The following is a 15,279-nucleotide window of genomic DNA, read 5'->3' on the forward strand; positions in this document are numbered from 1 at the left end:
CGACGGCGCGATCGATTCTCGGGGGACGCGATTCGTTCCCGAACGACCAAACCTGTTTTCGTGCTGGCCGTTAACGACCCGGGCATGGACGTTGGACTCATGGTGACGGCCTTCGGCGACGTGGATCTGGCCGACGTCGCCGTGCGAGCGGAGGAACGGGAGTACGACGCGGTCTGGGTCGGCGAACTCTGGGGAGCCAGCGGCGTCGTCCAGCTGACGGAGATGGCCTGTCGGACCGAATCGATCGACCTCGGGTCGGCGATCCTGAACGTCTATTCCCGGTCGCCGGCCGTCCTCGCGATGACGGCAGCGTCGCTCCAGGACGCCTCGGACGGACGGTTCACGCTGGGCCTCGGAACCAGCACCCCGAAGGCGGTCGCGGACCTCCACGGGATGTCGTTCGATCGCCCCGTCCGCCGCGCCCACGAGACGATCGAGATCGTCCACGAACTCACGGCGGGGACCGGCGACCCGGCCGCTTACGATGGCGAGGTGCTCTCGGTCGCGGACTTCCCGTCGATCGACGCCGATGTCCCGATCTATCACGCGGGGCTGGGACCGGCGAACCGCAGGGTAGTCGGGCGGCTCTGTGACGGGTGGATCCCGCACAACATTCCGTTCTCCGAACTCGACGACGCGTTCGAGGTCGTCGCCGACGCGGCCCGCGAGCGCGACCGCGATCCGGCGGCGATCACGATCGCGCCCTACGTCCCGTCGGTCGTCAGCGACGACCCCGAGGAAGCCCGGGACGTGCTCCGACGACACGTCGCCTACTACGTCGGCAGCGGCGAGGGGTATCGACGAGCGGTCGCGACGCGCTTCCCCGGGGCCGCCGATCGGATCGCAGAGGCGTGGCGAAACGGCGAGAAACGGGCGGCCGCCGGGGCCGTCACCGAGGAGATGCTCGCCGACCTCGGCGTCGCGGGGACGCCCGAGGACGCCCGCGAACAGCTACGGCGCCTCGTCGCGGAGACCGGGATCGACCATCCGATCGTCGTGATCCCCGAACCCGCCTCGAGCGACCAGACCGAACGGACGATCGACGCGCTCGCGCCCGATCGCGCGTAACGGACTCTGCGTCGTCGTCGCGGACCGCGAGGTCGGCGTCATCGGTCGGGTTGCAACGGCGTCCGCTGGTGCTATACTGTTTTCAGCCGGCATCTCGGATCGATCCGGTTCACCAGTCTCGGGTTTCCCAGAAGAAATCCTGTCCAGAACGCTGAAAAACAGATGGGTGGTTTTCGAAGATTCAATACCCTGGTGGTATTCTCCCAGATGTGCCTATCGAAGGAAAAAGTTATTCAATAGTCGGGACTGACGTGTGAATACTCACAGGTGACGTGACATGGTCAAAATGGAAACGGCGGAGCTGGAGACCGACCTGAGTCTGTTCAAATACGACAACCTCGAGCAGTTGCCGCCCCGGTACCGGGACCTCGAGGAGGGAGAACGGACCGAACGCATCGAGGCGGCGCTCGAGGAACTCGGCGACGACGTCGTGATCCTCGGACACAACTACCAGCGACGCGAGATCGTCGAGCACGCCGATTTCGTCGGTGACTCCTACCAGCTCTCGAAAGAGGCCGCGAACGCGGACGCGGAGTACGTGATCTTCGGCGGCGTCACGTTCATGGCCGAGAGCGCGGACATCATCACCGACGACGACCAGACCGTCATCTTGCCGAGCATGGAGGCCTCGTGTCCGATGGCCGGGATGGCCGAGGCCCTGCAGGTCGACAGCGCGTGGGCCGAGATCACCGCGGCCGCGCCCGACGAAGAGATCATCCCGATCACCTACATGAACTCCTACGCGGACCTGAAGGCCTTCTGTGCGAGCCAGGGCGGCCTCGTCTGCACCTCCTCGAACGCGCACAGGGCGTTCGAGTACGCCTTCGATCGGGGTGACAAGGTCCTCTTCCTGCCCGACAAGCACCTCGGGGAGAACACGGCGCATCGGCTGGGCATGCAGGATCGGATCGCCGAGTGGGACCCGTGGGATCCCGACGGCAAGGACGCCGAGGAGGTCGCCGAGAGCGACATCATCCTCTGGGACGGCTACTGCCAGGTCCACGAACGGTTCCGCGAGGACCACATCGAAGACGTCCGTGAGGACCACCCCGACGCAAAGGTCGTCGTCCACCCCGAGTGTCGCCGCGAGGTCGTCGAGGCCGCCGACGTCGTCGGCTCGACGAGCACCATCTGCGAGACGATCGAAACGGCCGACCCCGGCGACACGTGGGCGATCGGGACCGAGATCCACCTCACGAATCACCTGCAACGGTGGCATCCCGACGTCGAGGTCCTCCCGCTGTGTGGCGACGCCTGCATGGACTGCAACGCCATGCGCCAGATCGACCCCAACTACCTCACCTGGGTCCTGGAAGAGCTCGTCGAGGGTCGCGAACGCAACGTGATCGAGGTCGCCCCCGAGGAGAAAGACCTCGCGGAACTGGCGCTCGATCGGATGCTCGAGATCTAACGACCATGACTGACACACCGGACCACGAAACCGCGGACGTCCTCGTCGTCGGCAGCGGTATCGCGGGCTGTGCGGCCGCGCTACAGGCCGCACGCGAGGGAGCCGACGTCCTGCTGGTGACCAAGGCCGAACGGCCCGACGACGCCAGCACCGACTGGGCCCAGGGCGGCATCTCGACCACCCGTGGCGAGCCCGAGAGCCTCAAGGCGGACATCATCGAGGCCAGCGACGGTACCGCGGACCCCGACGCGGTGGACGTCCTCGTCGAGAACGCCGACGACGCCGTCGAGGACGTGCTGCTCGACACGCTCGGAATCGAGTTCGACGAGACCGCTGAGGGGGACTTCGACTACACGCGCGAGGCCGCCCACTCCGAGTACCGCATCCTCCACGTCGACGCCGCGACGGGGACGCACATCCTCCGGCCGTTCCTGAACCACGTCGACGATCACGATCGGATCGAGGTCCGGCAGGACACCGCCGCGCTCGAACTGATCACCCACGAGGGGCGCGTGTACGGCGTGATAAGCGACGAAGAACCGACCGGCAAGCCGATCTACGCCGGCGCGACGATCCTCGCAACCGGCGGGATCGGCGCGCTGTACACCCGATCGACCAACCCGGACGACGCGACCGGCGACGGGATCGCCATGGCCGCGCTCGCGGGCGCGGACGTGGAGGACCTCGAGTACGTGCAATTTCACCCGACCGCGTACGCAGGTGACGATCCGTTCCTGCTATCGGAGGCACTTCGGGGTGAAGGTGCGGTTCTCCGCAACGGCGACGTCTCCGAGTCGAAAGACTCGGAGGCTCGGGAGACGGAGTCTCCCGGTGGCGATCGGTTCATGGACGACTACCACCCGCAGGGCGACCTCGCCCCGCGGGACGTCGTCGCTCGCGCCGTCGAGACCGAACGCGAGGAGACCGGCGAGGTCGTGCTGGACGTCAGCCCGCTCGAGTTCGAGGCGGAGTACCCCGCAATTGCCGAGAAGTGCCGCGATCGGGGCATCGAAGGAGACGAGATCCCCGTCGCACCCTGCGAGCACTTCCTGTGTGGCGGCATCGACGTCGACGATCGCGGCCGAACGAGCCTCGATCGGCTCTACGCCGCCGGCGAGTGCGCCCGGACGGGCGTCCACGGCGCGAATCGCCTCGCGAGTACGAGCCTGCTCGAGGGGCTCGTGTGGGGCCTGCGCGCGGGCAAGGACGCCGCCGGACTCGAAGCCGAGCCGGAGGTCGTCGAAGCGCCCGACCTCCTGGACCGGGACCCCGACCTCCCGGATCGGTTCGCCGCCGAGAAGTTCACCCGCCTCCGGCGGACGATGGACGAGTACCTGGGTCTCGAGCGCGACCCCGAGGAGATCGCCCGGGCAAGCGCCGTCCTCCGGCGGCTCAAGGGCGAGGTCGACGCCTACACGCGGACGCGAACCGCGCGCGACCTCTACGAACTCCGGAACGCGAGCGTCGTGGCGCTGTTGATCGCCCGCGCGGCGAGCGAGAACGCCGAGTCGATCGGTTGTCACTACGTCGTGAGCGACGGGAACGCCGAACCGTCGGCGGAACGGCCGGCGGACGACTGACAACGGACTCCACGCCGAGGAGGCGGTCCCCCGGTTCGACGAATGATTTCTCGAGCAGGTCGTCTACGTCCAGGCCGACTGGCTGATCTTCGTTGTGTATCAGGATCGACGCGTGGAGAGCCGTCGAGTCTGTTGGTGTGTACTCGTTTCGGAAACAACGGGAAAACTATCCGTCGATCGAGAAGACACGTCTAGATCGTCACGTATCCCCTGTATAGAAAGAAGGATCCGAAGAGGAGGAAGGCGACGATTGCTATCCAGACGATCGCCCGATCGAACGCACGGAGGACGAGGGGATTGTGTTCGAACGTCGCGGGAGACGATTCGCGAACCGCTATGGCTCTCAGTTCTGTATGCAGATACCACCCGGCGACACTTAGCAGAAAGACTCCGATGCCCATAACTAGCCAATTAATCCTCGGGACGTGACCGATGGTCTCGTAAAGCCGATCGATCATCCACCGACGTATTGTATAACTGGTACGTAAAGGTGCCGAACACTACACCGATGTCATTCCATGTGCCGCTTTCAGAGGTTCGCCGCCACCCGGATCGGCGCGTGGCGGGCGCCCGAGTCGATATTTACGATCATATGCCGCTGGATGAACAGGTCAGCAAAACGTCTGTCCTCGAACTCAGGCGGGTTCGTTCCGAAACCGTTCGACGGACTCCTCGACGCGATCGAAATCGTCGTCGGTACCTACGAGAAGCGTTCCGTCGACGGCAGCCGCGGTCGCGAGGGCGTAGGCGCCATCAAGTGCCATCCCGTGAGCCTCCTTCAGAACGGCGCCCCTCTCCCAGCACTCCTTCGGATCGTAGGCCGTAACGCCCACCTCCTCGAGACGCTCGAGACTCGCCCGAACGTCGCCCGGAGACGCCCCGACGACGCATATCTGGCCATGGAGAGTCGGCGGCCCGACACCGTCCACTACCGGATGCCGTCGTTCCGCACCCGATCGGACGGCCGAAAACAGGTCGTTTATCCGGTCACGAGTCGCACCTCGGGCACATGATCACCGACGCACAGGTCGAACGCTGGCTCCGCGAGGACGTCGGCCACCACGACGTCACCAATCAGGTACCGGGCGAGACGAGCGGTCGGCTCGTCGCGAAGGAGGACGGCGTCGTCGCCGGCCTCGAGGCCGCGACCGTCGTCTTCGACTACCTCGGGGTCGACGTGCTCGAGGCGCTCCCGGAGAGCACGGCCGTCGAACCGGGCGACGAACTCCTCCGCGTCGAGGGGGCCGCACGCGAGGTCCTCCGGGGCGAACGCGTCGCCGTGAATCTGGTGGGCCACGCCTCCGGGATCGCGACCCGCACGCGGAGCGTGGTCGACCGGGCCCGAACCGAGTCCGACGACGTCCGGATCGCCGCAACCCGGAAGACCACGCCAGGACTGCGTGGCCTCGAGAAACGCGCCGTCGTCGCGGGCGGGGGAGATACCCACCGGCTCGACCTCTCGCACATGGTGATGGTCAAGGACAACCACGTCGCCGAGATGGGACTCGAGGGCGCGATCGAGCACTTCCGGGAGCGGACCTCGTTCGCGACGAAGATCGACGTCGAAGTCGAGACGGTCGACGACGCACCGCGAGCCGCCGCGGCGGGTGCCGATATCGTCCTGTTGGACAACATGTCGCCCGGGGAGACCCGCAACGCGGTCGATCGGCTCCGTGCCGAGGGGCACGACGACGTGCTCGCCGAGGCCAGCGGCGGGATCACCCTGGAAAACGTGGCCGACTACGCGGCCACGGGTGTCGACGTGATCTCGATGGGGAGCCTCACGCACTCCGCGCCGTCGCTGGATCTGTCGTTCCGGACCGGCAAGTAGGCAGTCCGGCCGCGCCCCGATCGCCCTACGCCGACCCGGCCCGCGATCCGGTCAACGACTTCTCCATCGAGACGACGTCCGATCCCCAGGCCGGCTGCTCCGGGCGATCGACCGGTTCGTAGCCCCGACTGTGGTACCACTCGAGCAGGAACGGGTGATCCTCGAACGTCGTGAGCCGGAGCCGATCGTCGCCCCGCTCTCTGGCGAGCGCCTCGGCTCGATCGAGCAACAGGGTCGCGATTCCCTCCCCCTGGCGCTCCGGGACGACCGCGAGGCGTTCGACGCTCGGGACGCCATCGTCGACGAGACGAATCGTCCCGATCAGCGCCCCGTCGTCCACGGCGACGAGGCTGACGCCGTCCCGGTCGAGCCACCTGGCGATCGTCTCGGCGTCGACGTCGGCCAGACGGGTCCGGGAGCCGCGTTCGGGAGCCGTCGCGTACGCCCGCCGGTAGCAGCGGGCGATCGCGGCCGTGTCGTCGCGGATCGCACGACGGATCTCGGGGACGCTGGTCACGGGTGAAGAGAGACGTCGGACGGGTAAAACCGTCTCGAGAGCCTCAACTGCCGGCTTGCCCCTGCATGTCGATCCCGTATCGAAGCCGCACCGCACCTCTCACCGATGCCGGACGACCTCCCGCTGACACCCGACTCGGGCTGGAACGCACTGTCTCTCGACGGCGAGTGGACCGTCCCCGGCGATCGAGACGCGATCGACGTCGAGAACCCCTACACGCGCGAGCCGCGGGCGGAACCCGTTCTGAGGGGTCGATCGGTCCCGCGCGATCGCTCGTCACTCGAATAACGAGAGGAACCGGCCCCAGCCCCAGATCGCCAGCGCGACTACGACCGCGATCAGGAAGCCGATCAGGGGTACGGCCTCGATCGCGGGCCCGCCAGGCGGCACGAGGGAGTCGAGCCAGCCGTACCGGTAGAGGATGGCGAGGCCCACGACGACGAGGACGGACCCGACGACGATCGTCGCCGCCATCCGGTTGTCCTCGACGCGCGATCGATCGCGGTCCGGAGCGCCCATGGTGTCCGTCGCGTGCGGAGTCGTGCCGGTCGCGTGAAACGGTGCGCCCTGCACCCTCCGGCCGATCGGTGGGGGGCTAATCCGATCGACTCGAACGTATCGTCTGGATTCTTACTGCGATCGATCGTCGACGTGACGCTCGCAGAGGACCTGGTAGACGGTCCCGTCCGTCTTGACGTCCCCACCAGGGGTCTTCTTCACGATCGAGATGCCGTACTCCGCGTCCGCGTCGCAGTCGATGCAGGTTCCGCGCGGTCCAGTTACGCCTTCGGTCTTGTGTCCCTGCTCGCGGATCTCGGCGCAGTCGCGACAGAGCCACCACTTGCGGTCCGGCTCCGAGAGTTCGAAGAGCCGATGGGCCATCGTGTGCTGGCTGAACTGTACCGGCGCTCCACAGAAGCGACAGTTCATACGTGAGGACGCCAGTAGCACGGCCAAAATGGTTCTCCACGAATGCTAATGGCCGGTCTGTGAGCGGGTGGACTGGGGTCCGAACTACGTGACGACGAGGCTCGCTATCGCTCGGCAGCTATCTCTCGTATCGCGTTTTCGCATCTTTCGAAGATCTCCTCGTTTCGTTCCGCCACGTATGGACCGAACTCGTCATCAGCAGCGAGTGGCTCGATGATCTCGCCGTTTGCCCTCCCGAGTACCACGACGGGAGCCAACGTCTCCGGATCGTTCAACTGGATCACGGACTCGGATTCAACGCCGTCGACCGAATTGTACGAATTCTTGACGGTCGCCGCGTACATCTCTTGATTCTCGTAAATGTGTCGCAGATTGTATTCGGTTCCGGCGAATCCGAGCGTAAATCGCACGAGATTCGTGGGGTGGTCGTGCGAACTCCCATCGAAAAAGAACTCCCTCATCTTGTTGAATTGACGGATGATCTCGTTCGCGCCAGTCGCCTGCCGCACTGCATATTCGGACTTCAACTCGTAGACGAATCCGTTGGCGTTCGGCCGATCGTCGCTCTCCTCGACGATGTACAGGTCAGCAACCCCACGGTTGCCGTAGTGGTTGTAATGGGCTTCGGGATAGGCGTCGAAGTCGTACTCCATGATCTCGCTCAACTGTCGATGTTCGTCGATGATCGAGTTGGCGAGTTCGTCCTCCGTAATTCCCATCGACAGACACTCCTGCTGGAAATATAATCAATGGTGGCGTTGTGGGACGGCCGATCGATCCGCGTCGTTACCGCAACGGGCGTCGATTCGATCCGTTCGGTTACGACGCGGTCTCCGTCGAATCCCGCCTCTCGAACGTATCACTCGCGGGTGCCAAAGTGCGAGGAAAGGGATTTGAACTACGCCCGAGAACCTGCTCGCTCTGCTCGCAGAACCTCGGTCTAGTTCAAATCCTTCGTTCGATCACTGTCGCTCGCGGGTTGCTCGCGACCATGATGCGAGGGAAGGGATTTGAACCCTCGGACCTCTACAGGAGCGGGTCTTAAGCCCACCGCCGTTGGCCTGCTTGGCTACCCTCGCACAGAAACGCACCCGGATGTAGTGGCCCACCGGGAATGTGCGTTTCGATGTTCGGCCCGGCGCGCGACGCTACCAGTCGACGCTCAGCGTCCCATCGCCGTGCGGATCGGGCGCGATCTCCTCGTCGGTACGCCGATCGACGACGTGGATACAGCCGTCGTCTTTCTTCGCGGGGCAGACCTCCGCGGCGCGGACGTTGTGGTCGAGGTCCTCCTCGCCGATGAAGTAGGTGGTGGGCTGGGCCATGCCGGACTCGATCGACATCTCCCAGGTGTCGCTGACCTCCGCGCACTTGCCCGCGCCGAAGCACTTGTTCGCCTCGAAGATGATCTTGTAGGGCTTTTCCTCGATCGGCGGGGCGTCGCCCGAACCGACGTCGCTGGGGTCCTGTATCTCGGCGTCCAGGTCGCTCATTACGTATCCCTTCGCGTGCGTCGTCTTTCGCGTTACGGTCGATCGGCGGTGCGGGGTCGGGCCACGGGTCGGGCGGGTGCAGTCACCGGGTCGCTCCGGACTCGGGGTCCGCGCTCGCCGCCGGCCTCGGCAAGTCGTAGGTGACGCCGGTCAGGTCGGTCGAGACCCCCCACAGGCGTCGCGCGGTCGCTTCGTCGTACGATCGGTCCGACGAGGCCTGTCGTTCGGGCGCGCCGCGCATGTTCAGGAGGCCGCCGGGGCCGTAGTACGCGCCGCCCTCGACGTCCGGCGCGGTCGCGGCGTACAGCGTCGGGAGCGCGCCCTTCGCGGCCGACTGGGCCATCACCGCGTTCATGACTCCCATCGCCGCTTTCCGGAGTCGCTGGCCGTTCTGTTCGGGGCCGCGAAACTGCAGATTCGTGTCCGCGTAGCCCGGATGGACCGCGACGCTCTTCGCGGTCGCTCCCGCCGTGAGCAACCGTCGCTCGAGTTCGTACGCGAACAGCACGTTCGCCAGTTTCGACTTGCCGTAGGCGTCCCACGGGTCGTAGGAGTCCTCGCCCTGCAGGTCGTCGAAATCGATCGCGCCCCGTTCGTGCATCCCGCTCGAGACGGTGACGATTCGCGACTCGTGTTCGTCGTCGCCCGCCGCGAGGAGGGTCTCGAGTACCAGTCCCGTGAGCGCGAAGTGGCCCAGGTGGTTGACGCCGAACTGGGTCTCGAACCCGTCGTCGGTCTCCGACCGCGGAATCGCCATCACGCCCGCGTTGTTCACGAGGACGTCGATCGGGTCGTCGCCGAGACGATCGGCGAACGCCCGGATCGAGTCGAGACTCGCCAGGTCACACGCTTCGACGCGCAGGTCGGCGTCCGGAACGTCGTCGCGGACGTCGCGGGCCGCCGTCTCGCCGCGATCGGTACTCCGGCAGGCCATGATCACGGTCGCGCCGTTGCGCGCGAGTTCGCGGGTCGCCTCGAGGCCGATCCCGCTGTTCGCGCCCGTGACGACGACCGTGCGGCCCTGCTGGTCGGGAACGTCGTCGGCTGTCCAGCTCATGGGCCGCTTACGGCCCGTCCACTCAAAATCGGTTGGGCACCGGCGATTCGCGAGGGCACGCCGGCGAGTCGCCGACTCACCGATCGTCGTCCATCGCGGGGAGCGTGAACGAGAACGTCGAGCCCTCACCGGGGTCGGACTCGACCCAGATGTCGCCGCCGTGGCGTTCGACGATGCGTTCACAGAGGGCCAGCCCGATGCCCGTTCCCTCGTACTCCTCGCGGCTGTGGAGCCGATCGAAGATGGTGAACACCCGGTCCTGGTCGTCGGGATCGATCCCGATCCCCTCGTCCCGGACCGAGATGACCCACTTCCGGCCCCGTCGCTCGGCGTCGACGTGTACCCGGGGCGTCTCGTCGCCGCTGTAGGCGATCGCGTTCGAGAGGAGGTTCTGAAAGACCTGGCGCAACTGGCTGGCGTCGCCCTCGACCCGGGGCAGGTCCGCCGTCGTGATCTCCGCGTCGCTCTCGTCGATCCGGAGCGACAGGTCCGCGAGCACCTCGTCGACGATTGCGTCCAGGTCGACAGGTTCGAACGGATCGCCGCGCGTTTCCACCCGCGAGTACTCGAGGAGGCCGTCGATCATCTCGCGCATCCGCTCGGCCCCGTCGACGGCGAACTGGAGGAACTCCTCGCCGTCCTCGTCGAAGGCGTCGCCGTACCGGTTCTCGAGCAACTGGAGGTAGCTCGTGACCATCCGGAGGGGCTCCTGGAGGTCGTGGCTGGCGGCGTAGGCGAACTGTTCGAGTCGTTCGTTGGATTCTTCGAGTTTCCGTTCGTACTCCCGGCGTTCGGTGACGTCCCGGACCACGAGCATACCCGCGAAGATCTCGTCGGCGGCGTTCCTGACGGGGAGGGTGGAGGCGTACAGGTGGCGGTCGTGGAACTCGGCCTCGAACGAGTTGGCGTCGCCGTCGAGCGCCGCCTCGAAGTGGGGTTCGATCTCCTCGAGCAGGTGATCCGGATAGATCTCGTACAGGCTGTTGCCGACGCGACCCGCGCTCGAGAGACCGACCTCGTCGAAGAGGTGTCCGCCCGCGGCTGTGTACTCCAGATCCTCGTCGAACAGCGCCACGGCGCCCTCGGGGAAGTTCTCGACGAGCGTCCGGTAGCGGCGTTCGGACTCCGCGAGCTGGCGCTGGGTTTCCGTGCGCTCGGTGACGTCGGTCACGGTGACGACCCCGCGGGTCACCACGCCGGTCTCGTCCCGGATCGGCATCCCCTCCACTTCGATGATCCGGGGTTCGCCGTCGGCGCCGTCGATCTCGTAGACGTCCGGTTCCCGCACCTCCTCGCCGCGGAGCACCCGGCTGAGCGTCATCTCCTCGGGGGCCACTCGCTCGCCCGTGTCGACCCGCCTCACCGAATACCGGTCGTACTCCGCGACGGAGTCGGCGTCGAACACGTCTCCGCCCCAGATCTCCCTGGCGGTATCGTTGGCCTCGACGAGCCGTCCATCGGCGTCCGCGACTACGACGCCCACGGGGAGGATCTCGAACAGCGTCTCGAGTTGCTCGTTGTTTCGTTGCAGTTCCAGTTCGGCTCGCTTTCGCTCCGTGATGTCGGTGAGTGCGCCCGGGAACCGGACCGGATCGCCGGTCTCGTCGCACTCGACCCGGCCGCGAGCGACGACCCACCGGAGTTCGTCGTCGGCGTTCCAGACCCGGTACTCCGTCTCGTACTCGCCACAGGATTCGACCGCCGCCTCGATCTCCCGTTCGACGCGGTCGCGGTCGTCCTCGTGGATGGCTGCGATGAACCGATCGAGGGAGACGCCCTCGCGGGCCGCGTCCGGATCTACCCCGAACGTCCTGGCGAACGACGGTCCCACGACCATCTCGTCCGCCTGGATATCCCACTCCCAGGTCCCGACCGCGCCGGCCTCGGTTGCCGCCTCCAGTTGCGACTTTGCGTCCTGCAGGTACCGCTCGCGTTCCGTCTGCTCGGTGACGTCCTGGGACATCCCCAGCGCGGCGACCACGTCACCGTCGTCGCCACGAACCGGGACGATCTGAAAGTTGTAGACGCGATCGTTGGACGCGGCCTCGAACTCGCTCGACTCTCCGTTCAGTGCGGCCTCGTAGCGCGGGGCGAGTTCGTCGGCCAACTCCGGGGGCAGGACGTCCCGGACCGGTTCCCCTTCGGCCTCTTCGGTAGTGACGTCGGCCACGTCCACGGGATTGCCGCCGACGGTCCGGTACCGCAGGTCCCGGTCGACGAGGGCGACGGCACCGCTGGGGAAGTGTTCGACCAGCGTCCGGTACCGGCGCTCGGACGCCTCGAGTTTGGATTCCAGGCGCTTGCGCTCGGTGACGTCCGCGATGATCCCTTCGATCCCGACGAGGGTGCCCGCCTCGTCGAAGACGCCTCGGCCGTAGTCCCTGACCCACCGTTCCTCGCCGTCGGCGGTCTCGATGCGGTAGGTATCGGAGAACGTCTCTCCCTCGCCCGCCTCCCGCTGGACCGTCTCCCACAGTTTTTGGCGATCCTCCTGCACCATGACGTCCTCGCCCCAGTCGACGTCACCGCGTTCGAGGGCCGCGGGATCGTAGCCGGTTAGCGCCTCACAGGCGTCGCTGACGAACTCCATCGGCCACCCGCGTTCGTTCCGACAGCGATAGACCATCCCGGGAACGTTGTCCATCAGCGTCGAAAGCTGGCGCTCGCGTCCCTTGCGCTCGGTGATGTCGCGATCGGAGACGACGACCGAGACGACCTCTCCCTCGTCGTTCGTGATGGGCCTGAAGACGCCGCTCAGGGTGTACCGACTGCCGGCCGGCCGCGTGAGATCCGCCTCGAACTCCACGTACTCCCCGTCGGCCGCGCGTTCGGTCCAACGCCTGACTTCGGCCCGGACCTCCTCGTCTACCCCCCACCACGGCGTTTCCCAGAACGGCTCGCCGGTCACGTCCGCGAGGTCGGCGTCGACGTACTCCATCGCCGTCCCGTTGACGTCGACGACCGTCCCGTCCGGATCGAGCAGGCCGACGAGGATGTTCGGATCCTCGAAGATCGCCTCGAAGCGACGCTCCTGTCGGGTGCACTCGCGCTCAAGTTCGCGCCGCTCGCGATCGGCCTCGACGGCCGACGCGAGCACGTCCGCGACGCGCTCGAGGAAGGCCGCGTCGGACTCGGTGAACGCCGCCTCGTCGGTCGCGTACGCCCCCAGCACCCCCCACGGATCGTCGTTCGAACCGATGCGCGCGCCGACGCCGCTGACGACGTCGTGATCGGCGAGGACGTCGGGCCTCGAGAACCGATCGTCCGTTTCCAGGTCGTCGGCGAGGACCGACTCTCCGGCCCGGAGCGGATTCCCCGTCGGCGAGTCGCGGTCCGCGGGGACCGTCGCCGCGTCGGCGTCGTCGGGGTGCCAGCCGACACCCTGCCTGATCCCCAACTCGTCCTCGCCGCGGCGCAGTTCGAACGCGGCGCAGTACTCGGCGTCAAGCGACTCTGCGACGGTCGCCGTCGTATCGTCCAGCAACCGGTCGAGATCGTCGGTTTCCAGCGCCTGCTGGGCGAGGTCGGCGACGACTTCGTGTCGTCGGAGCTGCGGGCGTCTCGTGTCGGAGGGCGAAGACGATCCCATTTTATCCACATACCAGCGGTCCGGGCGATAAAAGATCTCGGCCGAACTGCGGCTACAGATCGGTCGGACCGTGGCCACTCGGTCGGACCGCGACTACAGGCTCCGCTGCGATCGGCGGAGCCGAACCGACGTCTCGACGCCGGCTGGCGTCCCTACTCGTAGTCGACCGACACCGACTCGAGGACGACCTCCTCGCGTGGTTGATCGTTCGGGTCGGTGTCGACGTTGCCGATCTCGCGAACGACGTCCATCCCGTCGACGACCTTGCCGAAGACGGAGTGGCGATCGTCGAGGTGTGGCTGGGCGTCGAGCGTGATGAAGAACTGCGAGCCGTTGGTGTTCGGCCCGGAGTTGGCCATGCTCAGGATGCCCTCGTCGTCGTGGCGCAGTTCCTCGTGGAACTCGTCGTCGAACTGGTAGCCGGGGCCGCCGCGACCGGTTTCGGTCGGGTCGCCACCCTGGATCATGAAGCCCTCGATGACGCGGTGGAAGGCGACGTCGTCGTACAGCGGTTCGCCCTCGACTTCCTCGCCCGACTCGGGGTCGGTCCAGGTCTTGCCGCCGGTCGCGAGGCCGACGAAGTTGTCGACCGTTCGCGGCGCGCGCTCGTCGTAGAGTTCGACCTCGATGTCGCCACGGTTCGTGTGCAGGGTGGCAGTAACGTCTCCCATGTCTTCGGCGACGACGGGCCGAGTGAAAACGGTAGTGGTCTCGCGCCGGTCACCGCCTGCGAGGTATCCTGCCGGCCGTCGCTTCCTCGGACGGATCGCCGGCCGTCGCCTCCCGCAGGTACATACCGCGGGAGATGGTAGGCCCGGCCATGACTGCCGGGACCCACACCGCCGAGTCGGTGACCCTCGCGAGGCTCCCCTCCGGCGTCGAACTCACGACCACGGTCCACACCTACCGCGGGGCGGGCGGCGGGCCGACGCTCTACGTGCAGGCGGCCCAGCACGGCCGCGAGATCAACGGCACGGAGGTCCTCCGCCGGTTCCACGATCGGCTCCCCCTGCGATCGCTGTCGGGAACCGTCGTCGCCGTCCCCGTCGTGAACCCGTTGACGTTCGATCGGGTCTCTTACACGACGCCGGAGCAACTCGACAGCGTCAACTCGAACATGAACCGGGTCTGGCCGGGCAACCCCGAGGGGACCCTCCACCAGCGGATGGCCGCCCGCCTCTGGAAGTACGTCGAACGGGCCGACGCCGTCGTCGACCTCCACACGGGCAGTCCGGACATGCTGCCCCACGTGGTCTACCTCGAAGGTGACGAGCGCTCGCGCGAGGTCGCGCGAGCCTTCGGGACCGACCTCCTGCTCTCCGAGCAGGCCGACGAGGACGCGTCCGAGGAGTGGCATCGCCGCGGCTTCGACGGCAAACTCCGCGTCGCCGCCGCACAGGAGGGAATCCCCTCGATCACGCCGGAACTCGCCCACAACAAACAGATCGTCGAGGACGTCGTCGAGACGGGCGTCGAGGGCCTGCTCGACGTCTGCCGATCGCTCGACCTGCTCCCCGGCGAGGTCCCCGATCGAGATCGGACGATCGCCCGGAACCACCTGGGACAGGTGTCCGCGACCGACTCGGGACTCTTCCGGCCGCGACCGTCGCTCGAGGTCGGCCAGTTCGTGCCGGCCGGCGCGGATCTCGGGACGGTCTACGACCCGACGACCTACGAGGCGCTCCAGGCGGCGACGGCCGATCGGGACGGCTTGCTCTACGCGCTCACCAGGGAAGCGACGGTCACGGCCGGCGATCAACTCGCGAGCGTCGCGCTGGTCCGGGAAGAGAACGAGTAGGAACG

The 15,279-nt window shown here is 66.7% G+C and carries 16 protein-coding genes and 1 tRNA gene; 6 read left to right on the plus strand and 11 right to left on the minus strand.

Annotation, left to right across the window (positions count from 1 at the left end; all coding sequences use genetic code 11):
- Positions 1-84 precede the first annotated feature (84 nt).
- The 3 genes from MUN73_RS05245 (at position 85) to MUN73_RS05255 (ending at position 4,059) form a co-directional block, all read left to right on the plus strand.
- Complete coding sequence (locus tag MUN73_RS05245) at positions 85-1,068, plus strand: LLM class flavin-dependent oxidoreductase (RefSeq protein WP_250139379.1); 984 nt, start codon at positions 85-87, stop codon at positions 1,066-1,068.
- Positions 1,069-1,345: 277 nt separating this feature from the next.
- A complete protein-coding gene (gene nadA / locus MUN73_RS05250) occupies positions 1,346-2,479 on the plus strand; it encodes a quinolinate synthase NadA (protein WP_250139380.1) in 1,134 nt (377 codons plus the stop codon).
- 5 nt (positions 2,480-2,484) lie between these two features.
- Complete coding sequence (locus MUN73_RS05255) at positions 2,485-4,059, plus strand: L-aspartate oxidase (protein ID WP_250139381.1); 1,575 nt, start codon at positions 2,485-2,487, stop codon at positions 4,057-4,059.
- Between the two features lie 191 nt (positions 4,060-4,250).
- Here the strand turns inward: MUN73_RS05255 and MUN73_RS05260 are convergent, their stop codons facing one another.
- Both MUN73_RS05260 and MUN73_RS05265 read right to left on the minus strand, forming a co-directional pair.
- Positions 4,251-4,517: a hypothetical protein gene (locus MUN73_RS05260; RefSeq protein WP_250139382.1), complete on the minus strand. Its 267-nt coding sequence runs from the start codon at positions 4,515-4,517 to the stop codon at positions 4,251-4,253.
- A gap of 177 nt (positions 4,518-4,694) precedes the next feature.
- Positions 4,695-4,988 carry a PIN domain-containing protein gene (locus MUN73_RS05265; protein ID WP_250139383.1) on the minus strand — a complete coding sequence of 98 codons (294 nt, stop codon included), beginning with the start codon at positions 4,986-4,988 and terminating at the stop codon, positions 4,695-4,697.
- An 80-nt stretch (positions 4,989-5,068) separates the two neighbouring features.
- Here MUN73_RS05265 and nadC point away from each other — a divergent pair, with 80 nt between their 5' ends.
- Positions 5,069-5,890, plus strand: coding sequence for a carboxylating nicotinate-nucleotide diphosphorylase (gene nadC / locus MUN73_RS05270; protein ID WP_250139384.1), 822 nt, complete (start codon positions 5,069-5,071; stop codon positions 5,888-5,890).
- Positions 5,891-5,915: 25 nt separating this feature from the next.
- On the opposite strand, the gene MUN73_RS05275 is transcribed toward nadC, so the two are convergent.
- On the minus strand, positions 5,916-6,407 hold the full coding sequence (locus tag MUN73_RS05275; RefSeq protein ID WP_250139385.1) for a GNAT family N-acetyltransferase: 492 nt from the start codon (positions 6,405-6,407) through the stop codon (positions 5,916-5,918).
- Between the two features lie 105 nt (positions 6,408-6,512).
- Between MUN73_RS05275 and MUN73_RS05280 the strand changes: the two genes are divergently transcribed.
- On the plus strand, positions 6,513-6,695 hold the full coding sequence (locus MUN73_RS05280) for a hypothetical protein (RefSeq protein WP_250139624.1): 183 nt from the start codon (positions 6,513-6,515) through the stop codon (positions 6,693-6,695).
- Here the strand turns inward: MUN73_RS05280 and MUN73_RS05285 are convergent.
- The 8 genes from MUN73_RS05285 to MUN73_RS05320 all read right to left on the minus strand — a co-directional run bounded on the left by MUN73_RS05285 (position 6,684) and on the right by MUN73_RS05320 (position 14,147).
- Positions 6,684-6,926 carry a hypothetical protein gene (locus MUN73_RS05285; protein WP_250139386.1) on the minus strand — a complete coding sequence of 81 codons (243 nt, stop codon included), beginning with the start codon at positions 6,924-6,926 and terminating at the stop codon, positions 6,684-6,686. The genes MUN73_RS05280 and MUN73_RS05285 overlap by 12 nt on opposite strands.
- A 111-nt stretch (positions 6,927-7,037) precedes the next feature.
- Positions 7,038-7,337: a hypothetical protein gene (locus MUN73_RS05290; protein ID WP_250139387.1), complete on the minus strand. Its 300-nt coding sequence runs from the start codon at positions 7,335-7,337 to the stop codon at positions 7,038-7,040.
- Positions 7,338-7,441: 104 nt separating this feature from the next.
- Positions 7,442-8,056: a hypothetical protein gene (locus MUN73_RS05295; protein WP_250139388.1), complete on the minus strand. Its 615-nt coding sequence runs from the start codon at positions 8,054-8,056 to the stop codon at positions 7,442-7,444.
- A 276-nt stretch (positions 8,057-8,332) separates the two neighbouring features.
- Positions 8,333-8,416, minus strand: a tRNA-Leu gene (locus MUN73_RS05300).
- A gap of 69 nt (positions 8,417-8,485) precedes the next feature.
- Positions 8,486-8,830, minus strand: a complete 345-nt coding sequence (locus MUN73_RS05305; RefSeq protein WP_250139389.1) for a ferredoxin — start codon at positions 8,828-8,830, stop codon at positions 8,486-8,488.
- Positions 8,831-8,912: 82 nt separating this feature from the next.
- On the minus strand, positions 8,913-9,887 hold the full coding sequence (locus MUN73_RS05310) for an oxidoreductase (protein WP_250139390.1): 975 nt from the start codon (positions 9,885-9,887) through the stop codon (positions 8,913-8,915).
- A 76-nt stretch (positions 9,888-9,963) separates the two neighbouring features.
- The gene (locus MUN73_RS05315; protein WP_250139391.1) at positions 9,964-13,476 is read right to left on the minus strand and encodes a PAS domain S-box protein; all 3,513 of its coding nucleotides are present in this window, start codon (positions 13,474-13,476) and stop codon (positions 9,964-9,966) included.
- 152 nt (positions 13,477-13,628) lie between these two features.
- Positions 13,629-14,147, minus strand: a complete 519-nt coding sequence (locus tag MUN73_RS05320; protein ID WP_250139392.1) for a peptidylprolyl isomerase — start codon at positions 14,145-14,147, stop codon at positions 13,629-13,631.
- Positions 14,148-14,296: 149 nt separating this feature from the next.
- On the opposite strand from MUN73_RS05320, the gene MUN73_RS05325 reads away from it, so the two are divergent.
- Positions 14,297-15,274: a succinylglutamate desuccinylase/aspartoacylase family protein gene (locus tag MUN73_RS05325; RefSeq protein WP_250139393.1), complete on the plus strand. Its 978-nt coding sequence runs from the start codon at positions 14,297-14,299 to the stop codon at positions 15,272-15,274.
- The last annotated feature ends 5 nt before the right edge of the window (positions 15,275-15,279 follow it).

It is taken from the genome of Halosolutus amylolyticus (assembly GCF_023566055.1).
Lineage (GTDB): Archaea > Halobacteriota > Halobacteria > Halobacteriales > Natrialbaceae > Halosolutus > Halosolutus amylolyticus.

What these genes read in the sequence shown, in the direction of transcription:
- MUN73_RS05245 (WP_250139379.1), top strand. Translation starts at nt 85, where the DNA reads ATGGACGTTGGACTCATGGTGACGGCCTTCGGCGACGTGGATCTGGCC.
- nadA (WP_250139380.1), top strand. Translation starts at nt 1,346, where the DNA reads ATGGTCAAAATGGAAACGGCGGAGCTGGAGACCGACCTGAGTCTGTTC.
- MUN73_RS05255 (WP_250139381.1), top strand. Translation starts at nt 2,485, where the DNA reads ATGACTGACACACCGGACCACGAAACCGCGGACGTCCTCGTCGTCGGC.
- MUN73_RS05260 (WP_250139382.1), bottom strand. Translation starts at nt 4,517, where the DNA reads ATGATCGATCGGCTTTACGAGACCATCGGTCACGTCCCGAGGATTAAT.
- nadC (WP_250139384.1), top strand. Translation starts at nt 5,069, where the DNA reads ATGATCACCGACGCACAGGTCGAACGCTGGCTCCGCGAGGACGTCGGC.
- MUN73_RS05280 (WP_250139624.1), top strand. Translation starts at nt 6,513, where the DNA reads ATGCCGGACGACCTCCCGCTGACACCCGACTCGGGCTGGAACGCACTG.
- MUN73_RS05285 (WP_250139386.1), bottom strand. Translation starts at nt 6,926, where the DNA reads ATGGGCGCTCCGGACCGCGATCGATCGCGCGTCGAGGACAACCGGATG.
- MUN73_RS05290 (WP_250139387.1), bottom strand. Translation starts at nt 7,337, where the DNA reads ATGAACTGTCGCTTCTGTGGAGCGCCGGTACAGTTCAGCCAGCACACG.
- MUN73_RS05295 (WP_250139388.1), bottom strand. Translation starts at nt 8,056, where the DNA reads ATGGGAATTACGGAGGACGAACTCGCCAACTCGATCATCGACGAACAT.
- MUN73_RS05305 (WP_250139389.1), bottom strand. Translation starts at nt 8,830, where the DNA reads ATGAGCGACCTGGACGCCGAGATACAGGACCCCAGCGACGTCGGTTCG.
- MUN73_RS05310 (WP_250139390.1), bottom strand. Translation starts at nt 9,887, where the DNA reads ATGAGCTGGACAGCCGACGACGTTCCCGACCAGCAGGGCCGCACGGTC.
- MUN73_RS05315 (WP_250139391.1), bottom strand. Translation starts at nt 13,476, where the DNA reads ATGGGATCGTCTTCGCCCTCCGACACGAGACGCCCGCAGCTCCGACGA.
- MUN73_RS05320 (WP_250139392.1), bottom strand. Translation starts at nt 14,147, where the DNA reads ATGGGAGACGTTACTGCCACCCTGCACACGAACCGTGGCGACATCGAG.
- MUN73_RS05325 (WP_250139393.1), top strand. Translation starts at nt 14,297, where the DNA reads ATGACTGCCGGGACCCACACCGCCGAGTCGGTGACCCTCGCGAGGCTC.